Genomic DNA, 14,619 nt, shown 5'->3' with positions numbered 1-14,619 from the left:
TTCAGACGGCCTTTTCGACAAAATTGCGGTAAATTTCGGCAAATTCGTCGGCATGGCTTAAAAAGGGCGCGTGTGCGGCTTTGTCGATAAGGACCAGCTCGCTGTCGCTCAAATGGCGGTGTAAATATTCGCCCATGCGCGGCGGCGTGATGGCATCTTTCTGTCCAAACACCAGCAGTGACGGCGTTTGAATAAGCGGCAACAGCGGACGCGCGTCGGCATGGTTGACCGCTTCAAGCGCGGCCTGTAAGGCGGAAGGCGTGCCGCAGCGCGCCAAATCAGGTAACACCCGGTTTAAGATTTCGCCCGAATGCGGCGTGTGCAGCAGTTGCAGTTGTAGAAACTGTTTAATATGTTTGGCATAATCCAGCTGAAATGCGCCGACCATCTTGCCCAAGGCAGGTTGTGCCAAGCCTTCTGGATAATCCGTGTCGGCAGTCAATCGGGCAAAACTTGCCGTCAGGCATAGCGATTGGATTTTGTCGGGATAAAGCGCGGTCAAATACAGGGCAACCAATCCACCCAGCGACCAGCCAAGAATGTGTGCCGGCGTGTCGATTTGTCCGGCAAAGGTTTCGGCAACGGCGGCAATATCAAACGGTTCGGTAAAAGGCGCATCGCCGTGTCCGGGCAAATCAAGCGCGCGGACGTCCCAACCGGCAGGCAGGCGCGGTATCAAATCGTCGAATACATGGCGGTTCGCCGCCCAACCGTGTATCAGATAAACTTTTTTGGCGGAGTGTGGCATGAATGTTCTTTCTTGGTGGCGCAGTTTGAAACAGCTCAATGCGCGACGTTGCGTATTATGCCACGATTCCGTTTCAGACGGCCTTTGCCGAGGCTGCGCAAACGATTTGACGGAATATTTTATCGACGCGGCACAAAGCTGCCCTTTGTGTTTCCGCCATGTCGCAGGCGGGGCAGTGTGCGGCAGTTGTCAGAAAAAGCCGCCCGCATTTGATAGAATGTGGGCCTCGCTGTATTACGAACCACCCGTCAGCAGCATGATACGCGAGCTGAAACACTTGGCCGATTTGGGCATGAGCCGGCCGTTGGCGGATTTGATGGGCCAAAACGCACCGGACTGGCTAACGACGGAACACTTCGATTTCGTCCTGCCCATGCCTTTGAGCAAAGAGCGGCGGCTCAAGCGCGGATTCAACCAAAGCGAGGTGTTGACGGATATTTTGGCAAAACGCTACGGCTGGACGCTGCTGCCGCGCCACGCGGTTTTCAGACGGCACGGCGAGCCGCAAAGTACGCTGAAAAGCGACGAACGTCGGCGAAATATCAAGAATGCATTTAAAATCAAAACTGAATTGCCGAAGGCGTGTAATATTCTGTTAATTGATGATGTCTTTACCACCGGTTCGACTTTAAACGAATTGGCGAAAACGCTGAAAAAATCAGGCGCAGGTAAGATTTTTTGCTGGAGTTTGGCGCGTCCGCCAATGAAAAAATAGCTTAAAGTTTTTGACACCCATGGAACATTTCGGCATTATGCCACTCTATAAGTGATTGATTTATATGTTTACCATAGTTTTGTACCAACCCGAAATCCCGCCCAATACGGGCAATATCATCCGCCTGTGCGCCAATACCGGTGCCGATTTGCACTTGGTCAAGCCGCTTGGGTTTCCGCTGGATTCGTCCAAAATGAAACGCGCGGGCTTGGATTATCACGAGTTTGCCAAACTGACGGTACATGAAAATTTCGATGATTGCCTCAAGGCCCTTGAAGGCCGTCGCATTTTCGCGCTGACCACCAAAGGTTCTACCCGACCCGACGAAGTTTCCTTCCGCGAAGGCGACGTGTTGCTGTTTGGTCCCGAAACGCGCGGCCTGCCTGCCGAAGTTCTCGACAGCCTGCCTGCCGGACAAAAAATCCGCCTGCCGATGATGCCCGACAGCAGGAGCATGAATCTTTCCAATACCGTCGCCGTTATTCTGTTTGAAGCATGGCGACAAAACGGTTTCGCAGGCGGCGTATAACAGGCCGTCTGAAACCGCTGCGTTATCAACTCAAGAACGGAACCCGTTTTGACTTTTACCAAAAAAACCCTCCTTTCCTTAGCCGCCGCCACCATCGGCGTCCTTTCCATCAATGCCGCCGTCGCCGACAGCGTGGTCCGAGTCGAAAAACTGCATCCTTCTGCCAACCGCAGTTACAAAGTTGCCGGCAAACGCTACACGCCGCTGACCAAAGTTTCCTCTTTCAGCCAAACCGGCAAAGCCTCATGGTACGGTAGCCAATTCCACGGCCGTAAAACTTCCAGCGGCGAGCGTTACAATATGAACGCCCTCTCCGCCGCCCACAAAACCCTCCCTATTCCCAGCTACGCACGTGTGACCAATATGCAAACCGGCAAAAGTGTCATCGTCCGTGTCAACGACCGCGGCCCTTTCCACGGCAACCGCGTCATCGATGTTTCCAAAGCCGCCGCCCAACAATTGGGTTTCATCAACCAAGGCACAGCCAACGTCAAAGTTGAACAAATCATCCCCGGCCAAACCGCCGCTCAAACCATTGTTTCCCCAAACAACAAAGAATTTTTTGTTGATTTGAAATCCTTCGGTACCCAACGCGAAGCACAGGCTTATCTGAACCAAGCCGCACAAAGCCTGCCGTCAGACAGCAAAGTCATGCTGGAAAAACGCAACTACGAATACGTTGTCAAAATGGGTCCGTTCAGCAGCCAAGAACGTGCCGCCGAAGCAGGCGAACGCGCCCGTCATCTGAACCTAGCATCCGCCATCTGATTTCGTCCGCGTTACCGCTGAAGTTTGATACAATACAAGGCCGTCTGAAACCCGATTGCAAGGTTTCAGACGGCCTTTTTTAATCACAGGGGAATACCATGATCAGCAGGCTCACAGGCAAATTGATTGAGAAAAATCCGCCGCAGGTCGTTATCGACGTCAACGGCGTGGGTTATGAAGCCGACGTTTCCATGCAGACTTTCTACAACCTGCCCCCCGTTGGCGAAACCGTCCATCTTTACACCCAGCTTGTTGTCCGCGAAGACGCACATTTGCTGTTTGGATTCGCCTCAACCGAGGAACGCGCCACCTTCCGCCAACTGGTCAAAGTCAGCGGCATTGGTGCCAAAACCGCATTGGGCATTTTGTCGGCCATGAATGCCGACGAGCTGGCGCAAGCCGTCGCCGAAGAAGACGTCAAACGTCTCTCTTCCGCCCCCGGCATCGGCAAAAAAACCGCCGAACGCATGGTGTTGGAACTGCGCGGCAAACTCGTATCCCATACCGTTTCAGACGGCCTGTTTGCCCCTGATACCGTTGCCGACGAAAGCCAAGACATCATCAACACCCTGCTTGCCCTCGGCTACAACGAACGCGAAGCCAAAGCTGCCACCAAAGGCATTCCCAAGGGCACGGAAGTCGGCGAAGGCGTGCGCCTGGCCTTAAAAAACCTGCTCAAATAAGGCCGTCTGAAACATGAAAACCGCCGTCCTGAGTGCCGCCTTGCTTCTAAGCGCATGCGTCTATACCGAGACTCCGTACGGGCGCACCGCCGTCTTAGACCTGCCCGTCCACTCGCAAACCACCGTCAACAAAACCGTGACCATCAACGCCCCGCCCGGGACGACCGTCATCTATCAAGACAGCGAACCCGTCCGCAATTACCCGGCCTATCCCGTTTATCCCCGCCGGGTTTATCGTTATCGATAAACAATGCTGACCGTTTGAAACCATAGGTTCAGACGGCCTGTTGAGAGACCAACCATGAAATACATCCTTCCCCTGCTTTTACTCCTGAGCGCCTGCACGCCGGACACCAAGACCACGGATGCCGCATCCGCCCCCAAAACACACGGCTTCGCACACCGCCTGACCGAAGGCGAAAAACTACTGACCCAAGCCCTCATCAAACAAGACCTCGCCGCCTACTTCAAACACGAAACCGGCGGCGCATTTGCCGAACAAGCCCCCTTATTCTCAGCCCAGCAACTTGCCGAACAGAAAAACATCCCTAAAAACGATGCCATCGGCGTTTACGGCAAAATCATCAAAACCCAAGGCCGCACCGCCTGGCTGCAAACCGACAAGCAAACCCTCAAACTCGATTTGGCCGAACCGCTGCAAGAAGCTCAAGGCGAAGTTACCCTTGTCTGCCAACATGAAAACACTGCATTCCAAGACTGCCAAACAGAAGCAAACTTCGCCCGACGCTTTACCGAACAAATCTTCTCGGCGGTCGAGTCCGGACGCGTATCCGCCCAAACAGACGCACCGGCCGAAGAAATCATGGCCGGCCGCCTCATCCCGTTTTTGAGTGCCGCCAGCGACTTTACCGGCAACTTCAAAGCCTGCGCCACCACCATGACTGAATACTGCACCAGCCGCCTGGCACGCGAAATGCCCGAATCCGCAGTCCGCAAAAAAGCACAGGAATTGGGTTTGACCGAAATAGCATTTAAAAAGAAAAAATAAATATTTAGGCCGTCTGAACCCTATGGCGGCTGTGTTATAATCCGCACCTCATACAGGTCGGACAGACAGTCGCCGCGTATCGCGTAAGGCATACGGGGAGGAAAGTCCGGGCTCCACAGAGCAGAATGCCGGCTAACGGCCGGGCGCGGCAACGCGACGGAAAGTGGAACAGAAAGCAATACCGCCGATGATTGCCTTCGGGCAAAACAGGTAAGGGTGAAAAGGTGCGGTAAGAGCGCACCGTGCATTTGGTAACAAAGCGCAGCAGGCTAAACCCCATTCGGAGCAAGACCAAACAGAACGCGATGACGCTGCTCGCCGAGCGCTCGGGTAGGTTGCTTGAGCACACCAGCAATGATGTGCCTAGAGGAATGACTGTCCGCGACAGAACCCGGCTTACCGTCCGAGCTGTATGTCCCCATACCGCGGCAGGTTTTTAAAACCTGCCGCATTTTTATAGAAATAAAAAGGCCGTCTGAAACCTGAATCTTGGTTTCAGACGGCCTTTTTTAAACCGCTGTTTATGGACGGTATTCCGGTTTCATGCCGTTGGGCAGGAGCTGCCATACATAGCCGGTGGTTTTCATTTTACCGGCCACTTCGCCTGCTTCGTCGCCATAGCCCCAGAAATAATCCACACGGACTGCGCCTTTAATCGCGCTGCCGGTATCTTGCGCCATAATTAAGCGGTTGAGGGCTTTTTTGGTGATCGGATGGGCAGTGGCGACAAATAATGGTGCGCCAAGCGTGATGTAGTGACGGTCGATGGCACCGGCGTATTCGCCCATCAACGGCGTACCCAATGCGCCCACCGGGCCTGAATCACTGCTGCCGGTCAGCTCGCGGAAGAAGACGTAGCTTGGGTTTTGTCCCAAAACTTCGGCAAGACGGCCGGGGTTTTGCTTCATATAGGCCTTGATGCCCTGCATGCTGGTCTGACCCAGCGGCAGATAGCCTTTGTCCGCCATATAGCGGCCGATGGAAACATACGGATGTTCGTTTTTATCGGCAAATCCGACGCGGATGTATTTGCCGGACGGTGTTTTCAGACGGCCTGAACCTTGAATGTGCATAAAGAAAAGTTCGACCGGATCATCTGCATAACCCAAAATCGGCGCTTTGCCGTTAAGCGCGCCGCCGTTGATTTGGCTGCGGGTGTGGTAAGGAACAAAACGGCTGCCTTCAAAACGGCCTTTCAGCGCAGTGCTGCGTGCTGTAATCGGGAATCTGGACAAGTCGGCCGTGTATGTGCCGCTGTTGTCGATGACGCCGCTGTTTGGGCCGGTTTGGCGGATGCGGACGGTGGCTTTGCTGCCCCTCAAGTTTGCAGCCAGCGGAACGGAAACAAAATCGTTCGGAATGCCGTAAATCGGGAAACGGGATTGGCTTGTGGCTTTGTCGTCGCCGTGCAGGACCGGTTCGTAATAGCCGGTAATGGTGCCGGCAGGATTGCCGCCGTTATCGACGCGCCATGCGGTGAAATAGCGTTCAAAGAAGTGTTTGGCTTGGAAATGGTGCACCGGTGTTTGCATGGCTTGGATACAAACGTCCTGCCAGCCTTGGCGGTTTTTAAGTTTTTCACAGCCTAAACGGAAAGACTGCAGGCTTTTGGTAAAGTGTTGGAGATCCCAGTGCGGCAATTCGTTGTAGGAAACTACGGTATAGTTTGCTCCTCCCCCACTCACTGTCGTACCGATGGGATCGGGCGTACCGGTGGGGCGGTCAGGGCCTTTGATAACGCTGGTGTCGGTTTCGGGGAGGTTTTTAATGCTTTTGCTCGGACAGGCGGCAAGAATGGCTGCGGCAATACTGACGAGCGTGATGCGGTACAGATGTTTTTTCATGGAATCAATAGCGTGTCGAAAGGCCGTCTGAAAGCTATTTTTCAGACGGCCTATATTGGAAAGTGCTGATTTTAACACAAAAAAGCCATTTATCGGCGCGGCGGCAATTTGACGACAACCGTATCGGCCAGCATATCGTAGAGCGTGCGGCGGTCGCGTTTGACGGAGAAGAGCATGATGAAGTTAATGAAGGCTATAAGCAGAGAAATCAGGTTTCCACCCGTGTCACTTATTGCCAACGATACAATAGTTACCACAACACCAACAGCAAGCGCCCAGACAACTTCGCGGATTAAAACCGTTCCTTCAAAGCCCGGATTGCTTCCGTCATTTTTTAACACCCGGATGCCCATAATTTTTTTACCTAAAGACTGACCGTCCCGGCTCATGTAATACAGTTGGACAATACCAAAAACCAAATAAACAGCCAAAGAAATAAAAAATGTTATGGCAAAATATTCAGGGGTATTAAAAAGAGAAGATTCCGAAACTAATTTTTTGCTTTCATCTAAAGTGAAAACTACCATCACAATGAATGGTACCCATATCAAAAAAGTAAACAGATTATTCAACAAATATGCCGCAACCCTCGCCCCCGGCGAAGCAATATGGACATCTACTATTTCTGTTTTAGGCAAATCCGACAAATTGATTTCGCTCATTTAATCTTCCTCTGTGCTATTTAATGAGATGCAATTTCATTGCCATCTTAACCTATTTTTCCATCATTCTAAAAAATTTCGATAAAAACCTTTACATTTTCCGCAGACGGCGTTAAAACGTTTGTTTTCCCCTTTTTTATAGTGGGTTAACAAAAGTCTGAACAAAACGGCAGGCGATGCCGTTCCGATTTTTGTTAATGCACTATAAACTTATCCGGATTTTCTTTGTAAGGAGTAACACATGAAAGTAGGTTTTGTCGGCTGGCGCGGTATGGTCGGCTCTGTTTTGATGCAGCGTATGAAAGAAGAAAACGACTTCGCCCACATTCCCGAAGCATTTTTCTTTACCACTTCCAACGTCGGCGGCGATGCCCCTGATTTCGGTCAGGCAGCCAAAACATTGTTGGATGCCAACGATGTTGCCGAATTGGCAAAAATGGACATCATCGTTACTTGTCAGGGTGGCGATTACACCAAATCCGTCTTCCAACCCCTGCGCGACAGCGGCTGGAACGGCTACTGGGTTGACGCGGCTTCTTCCCTGCGCATGAAAGACGACGCGATTATCGTCCTCGACCCTGTCAACCGCAACGTCATCGACAACGGCCTCAAAAACGGCGTGAAAAACTACATCGGCGGCAACTGTACCGTTTCCCTGATGTTGATGGCTTTGGGCGGTTTGTTCCAAAACGATTTGGTCGAATGGGCAACCAGCATGACCTATCAAGCCGCTTCCGGCGCGGGTGCGAAAAACATGCGCGAACTCATCAACGGCATGGGCGCGATTCACGCCAAAGTGGCAGACGAGCTTGCCGATCCTTCCAGCGCGATTCTCGACATCGACCGCAAAGTGTCCGATTTCCTGCGCAGCGAAGACTATCCGAAAGCCAACTTCGGCGTACCGCTCGCCGGCAGCCTGATTCCGTGGATTGACGTGGACTTGGGCAACGGCCAGTCCAAAGAAGAATGGAAGGGCGGCGTAGAAACCAACAAAATCCTCGGCCGCAGCGACAATCCGACCGTAATCGACGGCTTGTGCGTACGCATCGGCTCTATGCGCTGCCACAGCCAAGCCCTCACCCTGAAGCTGAAAAAAGACCTGCCTGTTTCTGAAATCGAAGCCATTTTGGCAGGCGCAAACGACTGGGTGAAAGTTATCCCCAACGAAAAAGAAGCCAGCATTCACGAGCTGACTCCTGCCAAAGTTACCGGCACGCTGTCTGTTCCTGTCGGCCGTATCCGCAAACTGGAGATGGGCGGCGAATACATCAGCGCGTTCACTGTCGGCGACCAACTCTTGTGGGGCGCTGCCGAACCGTTGCGCCGCGTATTGCGCATTATCTTGGGCAGCCTGTAATTTAGGTTGGCATGAAAAAAGCAACGGTTTGAGCCGTTGCTTTTTTTGTCACAATAAGGCCGTCTGAAATGTTCAGACGGCCTTATTTCCTATTCTTTCTTACCGGCCAAACCGATTTCTTTGGTAGAGTCGCCAACTTTGATTTGCGCCTTACCGGCAATTTCTTCAGCCTGCGGGCCGAAGAGTTTCAAATCATAACGGCCGTTTTCGACACCACTCAAACTGGTTTTACCGCTGATGGCGGCTTTGCCATTGTTATTGGCAATACCTGCGGCAAGCAGATCGACATTATTGTGGGAAGCCATGCTGCTGATTTTGCCGTAACCTTGTTTTTTATCGAAATCAACGGTGTATTTCAGACGGCCGCTGCGGTCATCGCCGTTAAACGCAATGCCCGAATACTGATAGCTGCCTTGTTTGGGCAAATTGCGGTAAGCGGTTTCATCGCCTTGGACTTCGCCGACGGTGAATGTGTATATATCGAGGTTTTGCAGCTTGCCTGCGTCATCGGCTTTTTGTTTGGCGTAACGCGCGGCAACAGTGGAATAATTTTGTTTATACACTTGGAAGTCGCCGGTTTCCAAAGTGATGACTTGGCCGTTTACCTTGATTTTTTGGGCGTAGTCGTAAGAGGATACTTTATCGGTTTTCAAAAAGCCGGTATCGAGTTTGTCGCCTTTTTGCAGGGTTTGCGGTTTACCGTTGGCCGTCAGCTCCAACGTACCGTTTTCAGGGACGGATTCGTTCAATTCAACGGACAACACGCCTTTCGGATGCGGATTGAGCGGCTCGGTAACGGCATTCGACAAGCCACTTGTTGCGCCGCCGCAGGCAGCCAACATCAAAGACAGGGAAGCAGTCAAAGCAGAAATGCGGAGGGTTCTCATCATTTTTTCCTTTCCTTTTTTATTTGATATGATATTTATCATATACCTAAAAAAATGAACAATAAATGATTTTTGTCAAAATTAAGTATTTTGAATATTGATTTTATAAATATTGAAACATTTTTAGAATATCGGGCATTCAGTCCTTCCCTCCTCCCTTCCGCTATAATCATTTTATTTTGCAAACGGATTTCATCATGCCGAAAATCACCCTTATCGCCGCCTACGCCGCCCGCCGCTGTATCGGCATCAACAACACCATGCCTTGGCATTTGCCCGAGGATTTTGCCTTTTTCAAATCCTACACCACCGGCAAACCCGTCATTATGGGCCGCAAAACATGGGAATCGCTGCCACGCAAGCCACTTCCCGGCCGTCAAAATATCGTCATCTCCCGCCAAGATTATCAGGCTGAGGGCGCGCAAACGGCGGCTTCTTTGGAAGATGCGCTGGCTTTGTGTCAGGGGGTTGAAGAAGTCATCATCATGGGCGGCGCGCAAATTTATGCACAAGTCCTGCCGATTGCCACGGATTTGCGTTTGACCGAAGTCGGTTTGGATGTGGACGGCGATGCGTTTTTTCCTGAGTTTTCCACAGAAACATGGCAAGAAGTCTCTCGGGAAAACCATGTTTCCGCCAAAGGCATCGAATACGCGTTTGTGCATTATGTGAAGGCATAATCCGACAATGCAAAGGCCGTCTGAAACCCTGTTTTTCAGGTTTCAGACGGCCTTTTATTTCGTTTGTTTACGGCATTCCGTTTAAGCCGTTTTGTTTTTCAAAGGCAGCTTGATATGCGGTTTGGCCGGTTTGGGCGCTTCTTTCAGTCCAAGTTCGATTTGCTGCTCTTCGCTCAACAAATTGCTCCAGTCGCCTTTTTTATACCAGTCGCGGCCGTCCAACTCGATGGGGTGTTGGATTCGTTCGCAACCGTTGCCGCATTGCAAATCGTCTTCTTTGCAGTATTTGTCGCAACCCCAGCAGATACGCTCGGGATTTTTCGGGAAAATGGGAAATTTCTTGGCCATGATGTTCTTCTTTTGTTTGTGTGCGGTACGGGCAGAATTATAAGTGATTTGAATGGGGCTGGCGGCGGGTTTATCGTGTTTTACGCTGATTTTTTAAGATGTGTTAACCTTTCAGACGGCCTATACTGTAAAAATAATCCCTATGCCGTACAACAAGAGGACCAAATATGAACATATGCCGTCTGAAGCCTGAGTTTGTCGAGCCTTTAGCCCTCGCGCTGTTTGAGGAATGGCACGATTTTGCGCCGTGGTCGTCTCTGGACAAAATCCGTGCGTATTACGCGCAGTGCATCAATGGGGATAACTTGCCGCTGGCGTTTGCGGCTGTGGATAACGAAGGGCAGCTGATAGGTTCGGCGGCATTGAAGCGGTTTGATATGGCGTGTTTTCCCGAACACGAATATTGGCTGGGCGATGTGTTCGTTTTGCCGCAGTTTCGCGGTTTGGGCGTGGGCAGGCAGCTGGTTTCGTTTTGCCTGGATAAAGCACGCGAACTGGGTTTGCCGCATCTGTTTCTCTATACGCCGGATGTGCAGGCCGTGTATGAAAAGTTCGGCTGGAAAGAAATCACCCAGACTTGGCACAACGGGGAAACCGTATCCGTCATGAAATTGGATTTATAGCTTGAAAAGAATAAAGGGCCGTCTGAACATTTGGTTTCAGACGGCCTTTGCCTTTGAATTATCCACAACTACCCTATCCGCTTAAACGGCGGCAGACAGGCCAATAATTGCTGGCCGTAGCGTTGCGTTTTGACGCGGTTGTCGAGGATGGTCACGCGGCCGTAATCCTGTTCGGTACGGATAAGGCGGCCGACAGCCTGGATCAATTTGATGCTGGCTTCAGGCACCGTGATTTCGATAAAGGGATTGCCGCCGCGTTGTTCAATCCAGCGGTTTTGGGTTTTCTCGATGGGGTTGTCCGGCATCGCAAACGGCAGCTTGGCAATGATGACTTGCACGCAGGCCGTACCGGGCAGGTCGAGGCCTTCGGCAAAACTGTCGAGGCCGAAAATAATGCTGGCTTTACCTTCGGCAATAGCTTGATGGTGCCTTTGTAAAAGAACAGCCTTGGGCAACTCGCCCTGCACAAGCAGAAGCGGTAAGTATTCGTCAGGCAGTCGTAAGGCGACATCCTGCATTTGCTTGCGCGAGGAAAACAACACCAGCGTACCGATGGCTTCAACCGGCGAAACCAGCTTCGGCAACCACTCGACAATGGCAGCCGTGTGCGCATCAGGGTCTTTGGGGCTGGCTTGAACCGGCGGAATATACAGCTCGCCTTGCGTATCGAAATTAAACGGGCTTTCCAAAGCAAGCGTGGTGGTTTCGGGCAGCCACAGCAGACCAGTTTGGCGCAAAATCAGGTTGAAGCTGCCGAGCGATTGCAGGGTGGCCGAAGTCAACACCGCACCTGCCGCGCGCCGCCACAGGCTGTTGGCAAGGTGGGATGCGCTGCTGATGGGGCTGGCGTTGAAAATGTAGTCGTTTTTGTCGTCGGCACGGCGGGTTATCCATTTCGCCAACGGCTCTTCGCCTTCAATGGGAACGGTGGAAAGCAAATCCCAAACCGCGCTGATTTGTTCGATACGGGCGATAAAAAGGCCGAACTCGCTGGTCAGGCGGTCGATGAGCGCGCCGTCCTGCTCTTTTTCGCGGCGTGCGGCGGAAAGCGCATCGTTCAGGCCGACAACGTGTTTGAGCAGGCTGCGTGCAGCAATGGCCGTATTGGAAACTGTGGTTTCCAAGCCTTCGGGGATTTTGCCGTCTTCCCACAGCCAAGTCGGTTCGTTGTGTTTCCGCCTGTCGTTTTCAGACGACCCCAGTCTTAAAGACGGCTCTTCCGCCAAGTGAAACTGCCATTCATGCAGGCTGTCGAGCAAGGATGTGGCAGCTTCGTCGGCGAGGTTGGCAAGTTCGGCTTTATCGGTCAGTGCGGCAATTTTGCCGGTAAGCTGCGGCAGTTTTTCCAGCGTCCAAACGGCAATATTCCATGAATGTTCGGCGGCAAAACGGCTGAGGGCTTTTTTGGGCAGGTGGTGCGCTTCGTCTATGCAATAGAAACTGTTTTCGGGCGCAGGCAGAATCACGCCGCCGCCCATACTGATGTCGGCAAGCAGAAGATCGTGGTTGGCAACGACGACATCGACGGTTTCCAAAACATCGCGCGCCAGATAAAACGGGCATTCCGGACGATTAGGACAGGCGGATTTCAGGCAGCCGTGGCGGTCGTTGGTGACTTTGAGCCAAATCGCGTCATCGATTTTTTCCGGCCAAGTGTCGCGGTCGCCATTAAAGCGGCGGGCGGAAAATTCATCGGCAATATCACGCAGCAGATTTAATTCTTCCGGCTTGGGTTTACTGTCCCACAACACTTCCGGTGCTTCAAAACCAAGCAGGTTTTGCTGAGCGTTGTTTTGCGTCAGTTGATAGAGTTTGTAGGGGCAAAGATAACGGCCGCGTCCTTTGGCAAGCGCAAAGGTCAGCTCCAAACCGCTTTTTTCGACCAGAAACGGCAAATCTCGGTCAACCAACTGCTCCTGCAAGGCCACCGTCGCACTGCTGACAATCAGCCGTTTGCCGCGCGTTTGCGCCATGATGCCGCCGGCCAAAAGGTAGGCCAACGATTTACCCACACCGGTCGGCCCTTCGATCACGGCAATGCTCTCGCCCTCGCGTTTGGGCGCTTCTTCGCCTTCTTCACGCGTCAACGTCCGCGAAAAAGCGTTGGCAATTGCCGCAATCATTTCCCGCTGCGAAGCGCGCGGACGGAAACCGGGCAGGTTTTTGCCGATGTTTTGGTAATGGTCGCGGATGGCGTTTTTTTCTAAATCGGTGAGCATTGAGGCCGTCTGAATGGGTTTGCAAGAATAGCGTATTTTAGCATTTTTACCTTCATGAAGCCTTCGTAAAGTCTTACTCTATTTTAGGGTTTGGCATTTTGATGGCGATGGACGAACCGCAAAGGCATAATCAGTTTTAATCAAGCAAAAGGCCGTCTGAAACTTTAGCCGCACTGATGCAGAGGCACCCACAATTTTTGCTTGTCGGATTTGTTTTTCTCGTAGCGGTTCCACGCTTTTTCGTGAAAATAAAAGACGACGGTATTAACGATGGGTTCGACCAAAGCCACCGCGCTGGAAACGCCGATACTGCCGGTCAAAATATAGGCGACACTAAATGCGACGCTGAAATGCAAAATAGCAAATGTAATGGTTTTAATCATGCTGTTTTCCTGATACATTGATGTTTTAATCACTACATAATAATTATTATCAACTAACGCGTATATTTTAAATCCCTTATCCTGATTTAGATTTTATAAATCGATATTTTATTTTTGATAGGAATTTTATGAACCAGCTCCATATTGTCGTCCTCGACCGCGATACCCTCGTCAACCGCCCGTTTGATTTTGATTTTCCACATACATTGAGCAGCTACGGCACAACCGAAGCGCACGAAACGCTGGAGCGCATCCGTGGTGCGGACATTGTGATTACCAACAAAGTCGTGATTTCCGCCCAAGCATTTGCCGAAAATCCACAACTCAAGCTGGTTGCCGTTACCGCAACAGGCGTCAATAATGTGGACGTTGAGGCTGCCAAACAAAACGGCACGGCAGTGTGCAATATCCGCGCTTACGGCAATGAATCCGTGGCGGAACACGCGTTTATGATGATGATTACCCTGATGCGCAACCTGCCTGCCTATCAGCGCGATGTTGCGGCAGGCTTATGGGAAAACTCGCCGTTTTTCTGCCACCTCGGCGCACCGATGCGCGATTTGAACGGTAAAACGCTGGCTATTTTCGGTCGCGGCAATATCGGTAAAACACTGGCAACTTATGCTCAGGCTTTCAAAATGAATGTCGTGTTCGCCGAACATAAAAATGCCCAAAGCGTCCGCGACGGCTATGTTTCCTTTGACGAAGCCATCCGTTCTGCCGATGTCGTATCGCTTAATTGCCCACTCACGCCGCAAACGGCCAACATGATAGGCGAAGCCGAATTGCAGCAAATGAAACCCGGCGCCATTCTCATCAACTGCGGACGCGGCGGCTTGGTTGATGAAGCCGCTTTGGTTGCAGCCTTGAAATACGGCCAAATCGGCGGTGCAGGTTTTGACGTGTTGACACAAGAGCCACCGCGCGACGGCAATCCTCTGCTGAAAGCCCGACTGCCCAACCTTATCGTCACGCCACACATTGCATGGGCAAGCCAAGAGGCCGCCAACCGCCTGTTTGACATCCTTTTGGACAACATCAACCGCTTTGTGGCCGGTAATCCGCAAAATCTGGTTTAATCTATGGAAAACCTGTTGATAAGGTTGTGAACAATTTTAAAGGCCGTCTGAAATATTCAGACGGCCTGAGACCTTTGCAAAATTC

Annotated in this window: 17 protein-coding genes and 1 other RNA gene; 11 read left to right on the top strand and 7 right to left on the bottom strand. The window is 51.7% G+C overall.

What is annotated here, in order from left to right:
- Window position 1: 1 nt before the first annotated feature.
- Window positions 2-748: a pimeloyl-ACP methyl ester esterase BioH gene (gene bioH, locus HMPREF3047_RS05440; RefSeq protein WP_070712472.1), complete on the bottom strand. Its 747-nt coding sequence runs from the start codon at window positions 746-748 to the stop codon at window positions 2-4.
- On the opposite strand from bioH, the gene HMPREF3047_RS05435 reads away from it, so the two are divergent.
- From HMPREF3047_RS05435 to rnpB, 7 genes are all read left to right on the top strand, one after another.
- Entirely contained in the window at window positions 747-1,463 is a 717-nt protein-coding gene (locus HMPREF3047_RS05435; protein ID WP_070712467.1) for a ComF family protein, read from the top strand. The genes bioH and HMPREF3047_RS05435 overlap by 2 nt on opposite strands.
- A 64-nt stretch (window positions 1,464-1,527) precedes the next feature.
- On the top strand, window positions 1,528-1,992 hold the full coding sequence (gene trmL / locus HMPREF3047_RS05430; protein WP_070461542.1) for a tRNA (uridine(34)/cytosine(34)/5-carboxymethylaminomethyluridine(34)-2'-O)-methyltransferase TrmL: 465 nt from the start codon (window positions 1,528-1,530) through the stop codon (window positions 1,990-1,992).
- Window positions 1,993-2,040: 48 nt separating this feature from the next.
- Window positions 2,041-2,760 (top strand): septal ring lytic transglycosylase RlpA family protein, encoded by a 720-nt coding sequence (locus HMPREF3047_RS05425; protein ID WP_070712465.1) that lies wholly within the window; start codon window positions 2,041-2,043, stop codon window positions 2,758-2,760.
- Between the two features lie 98 nt (window positions 2,761-2,858).
- Complete coding sequence (gene ruvA, locus HMPREF3047_RS05420; RefSeq protein ID WP_070712463.1) at window positions 2,859-3,443, top strand: Holliday junction branch migration protein RuvA; 585 nt, start codon at window positions 2,859-2,861, stop codon at window positions 3,441-3,443.
- A 13-nt stretch (window positions 3,444-3,456) separates the two neighbouring features.
- Window positions 3,457-3,690 (top strand): methionine-binding protein, encoded by a 234-nt coding sequence (locus tag HMPREF3047_RS05415; RefSeq protein WP_070712458.1) that lies wholly within the window; start codon window positions 3,457-3,459, stop codon window positions 3,688-3,690.
- 54 nt (window positions 3,691-3,744) lie between these two features.
- Window positions 3,745-4,452 (top strand): hypothetical protein, encoded by a 708-nt coding sequence (locus tag HMPREF3047_RS05410; protein ID WP_070712456.1) that lies wholly within the window; start codon window positions 3,745-3,747, stop codon window positions 4,450-4,452.
- A gap of 53 nt (window positions 4,453-4,505) precedes the next feature.
- Window positions 4,506-4,867: RNase P RNA component class A (rnpB, locus tag HMPREF3047_RS05405), an RNA gene on the top strand.
- A 106-nt stretch (window positions 4,868-4,973) separates the two neighbouring features.
- Here rnpB and HMPREF3047_RS05400 read toward each other — a convergent pair.
- Both HMPREF3047_RS05400 and HMPREF3047_RS05395 read right to left on the bottom strand, forming a co-directional pair.
- Window positions 4,974-6,296, bottom strand: coding sequence for a murein transglycosylase A (locus HMPREF3047_RS05400; protein ID WP_004519206.1), 1,323 nt, complete (start codon window positions 6,294-6,296; stop codon window positions 4,974-4,976).
- Window positions 6,297-6,385: 89 nt separating this feature from the next.
- The gene (locus HMPREF3047_RS05395; RefSeq protein WP_070712454.1) at window positions 6,386-6,958 is read right to left on the bottom strand and encodes an RDD family protein; all 573 of its coding nucleotides are present in this window, start codon (window positions 6,956-6,958) and stop codon (window positions 6,386-6,388) included.
- 241 nt (window positions 6,959-7,199) lie between these two features.
- Between HMPREF3047_RS05395 and asd the strand changes: the two genes are divergently transcribed.
- Window positions 7,200-8,315 (top strand): aspartate-semialdehyde dehydrogenase, encoded by a 1,116-nt coding sequence (gene asd / locus HMPREF3047_RS05390; RefSeq protein ID WP_004519204.1) that lies wholly within the window; start codon window positions 7,200-7,202, stop codon window positions 8,313-8,315.
- 89 nt (window positions 8,316-8,404) lie between these two features.
- Here the strand turns inward: asd and HMPREF3047_RS05385 are convergent, their stop codons facing one another.
- Window positions 8,405-9,202 carry a factor H-binding protein gene (locus tag HMPREF3047_RS05385; RefSeq protein WP_070712451.1) on the bottom strand — a complete coding sequence of 266 codons (798 nt, stop codon included), beginning with the start codon at window positions 9,200-9,202 and terminating at the stop codon, window positions 8,405-8,407.
- A 197-nt stretch (window positions 9,203-9,399) separates the two neighbouring features.
- Between HMPREF3047_RS05385 and HMPREF3047_RS05380 the strand changes: the two genes are divergently transcribed.
- Window positions 9,400-9,882, top strand: coding sequence for a dihydrofolate reductase (locus HMPREF3047_RS05380; protein WP_070712450.1), 483 nt, complete (start codon window positions 9,400-9,402; stop codon window positions 9,880-9,882).
- A gap of 81 nt (window positions 9,883-9,963) precedes the next feature.
- Here HMPREF3047_RS05380 and HMPREF3047_RS05375 read toward each other — a convergent pair whose 3' ends face one another.
- Window positions 9,964-10,230 carry a DUF3079 domain-containing protein gene (locus HMPREF3047_RS05375; protein WP_003686685.1) on the bottom strand — a complete coding sequence of 89 codons (267 nt, stop codon included), beginning with the start codon at window positions 10,228-10,230 and terminating at the stop codon, window positions 9,964-9,966.
- A 167-nt stretch (window positions 10,231-10,397) separates the two neighbouring features.
- On the opposite strand from HMPREF3047_RS05375, the gene HMPREF3047_RS05370 reads away from it, so the two are divergent.
- Window positions 10,398-10,853: a GNAT family N-acetyltransferase gene (locus HMPREF3047_RS05370; protein ID WP_070712449.1), complete on the top strand. Its 456-nt coding sequence runs from the start codon at window positions 10,398-10,400 to the stop codon at window positions 10,851-10,853.
- Between the two features lie 68 nt (window positions 10,854-10,921).
- On the opposite strand, the gene dinG is transcribed toward HMPREF3047_RS05370, so the two are convergent.
- Together dinG and HMPREF3047_RS05360 are read right to left on the bottom strand one after the other, a co-directional pair.
- The gene (dinG, locus tag HMPREF3047_RS05365; RefSeq protein ID WP_070712446.1) at window positions 10,922-13,072 is read right to left on the bottom strand and encodes an ATP-dependent DNA helicase DinG; all 2,151 of its coding nucleotides are present in this window, start codon (window positions 13,070-13,072) and stop codon (window positions 10,922-10,924) included.
- A gap of 164 nt (window positions 13,073-13,236) precedes the next feature.
- Window positions 13,237-13,455 carry a DUF2061 domain-containing protein gene (locus tag HMPREF3047_RS05360; protein WP_003686746.1) on the bottom strand — a complete coding sequence of 73 codons (219 nt, stop codon included), beginning with the start codon at window positions 13,453-13,455 and terminating at the stop codon, window positions 13,237-13,239.
- Between the two features lie 128 nt (window positions 13,456-13,583).
- Between HMPREF3047_RS05360 and HMPREF3047_RS05355 the strand changes: the two genes are divergently transcribed.
- Window positions 13,584-14,534, top strand: a complete 951-nt coding sequence (locus HMPREF3047_RS05355) for a D-2-hydroxyacid dehydrogenase (protein WP_070712444.1) — start codon at window positions 13,584-13,586, stop codon at window positions 14,532-14,534.
- Window positions 14,535-14,619: the final 85 nt, after the last annotated feature.

This window comes from Neisseria sp. HMSC075C10 (assembly GCF_001815615.1).
In the GTDB taxonomy this organism is placed as follows: Bacteria; Pseudomonadota; Gammaproteobacteria; order Burkholderiales; family Neisseriaceae; genus Neisseria; species Neisseria subflava_A.
The sequence above is the reverse complement of the archived record's forward strand: the minus strand, read 5'-3'. Positions and strand labels throughout refer to the sequence as shown.

Bases quoted from the DNA above. Each gene is read 5' to 3' on its own strand.
- trmL (WP_070461542.1), top strand. From the start codon at position 1,528: ATGTTTACCATAGTTTTGTACCAACCCGAAATCCCGCCCAATACGGGC.
- HMPREF3047_RS05370 (WP_070712449.1), top strand. From the start codon at position 10,398: ATGAACATATGCCGTCTGAAGCCTGAGTTTGTCGAGCCTTTAGCCCTC.
- HMPREF3047_RS05395 (WP_070712454.1), bottom strand. From the start codon at position 6,958: ATGAGCGAAATCAATTTGTCGGATTTGCCTAAAACAGAAATAGTAGAT.
- HMPREF3047_RS05380 (WP_070712450.1), top strand. From the start codon at position 9,400: ATGCCGAAAATCACCCTTATCGCCGCCTACGCCGCCCGCCGCTGTATC.
- bioH (WP_070712472.1), bottom strand. From the start codon at position 748: ATGCCACACTCCGCCAAAAAAGTTTATCTGATACACGGTTGGGCGGCG.
- dinG (WP_070712446.1), bottom strand. From the start codon at position 13,072: ATGCTCACCGATTTAGAAAAAAACGCCATCCGCGACCATTACCAAAAC.
- ruvA (WP_070712463.1), top strand. From the start codon at position 2,859: ATGATCAGCAGGCTCACAGGCAAATTGATTGAGAAAAATCCGCCGCAG.
- HMPREF3047_RS05375 (WP_003686685.1), bottom strand. From the start codon at position 10,230: ATGGCCAAGAAATTTCCCATTTTCCCGAAAAATCCCGAGCGTATCTGC.
- HMPREF3047_RS05355 (WP_070712444.1), top strand. From the start codon at position 13,584: ATGAACCAGCTCCATATTGTCGTCCTCGACCGCGATACCCTCGTCAAC.
- HMPREF3047_RS05400 (WP_004519206.1), bottom strand. From the start codon at position 6,296: ATGAAAAAACATCTGTACCGCATCACGCTCGTCAGTATTGCCGCAGCC.
- HMPREF3047_RS05435 (WP_070712467.1), top strand. From the start codon at position 747: ATGAATGTTCTTTCTTGGTGGCGCAGTTTGAAACAGCTCAATGCGCGA.
- asd (WP_004519204.1), top strand. From the start codon at position 7,200: ATGAAAGTAGGTTTTGTCGGCTGGCGCGGTATGGTCGGCTCTGTTTTG.
- HMPREF3047_RS05415 (WP_070712458.1), top strand. From the start codon at position 3,457: ATGAAAACCGCCGTCCTGAGTGCCGCCTTGCTTCTAAGCGCATGCGTC.
- HMPREF3047_RS05385 (WP_070712451.1), bottom strand. From the start codon at position 9,202: ATGAGAACCCTCCGCATTTCTGCTTTGACTGCTTCCCTGTCTTTGATG.
- HMPREF3047_RS05360 (WP_003686746.1), bottom strand. From the start codon at position 13,455: ATGATTAAAACCATTACATTTGCTATTTTGCATTTCAGCGTCGCATTT.
- HMPREF3047_RS05410 (WP_070712456.1), top strand. From the start codon at position 3,745: ATGAAATACATCCTTCCCCTGCTTTTACTCCTGAGCGCCTGCACGCCG.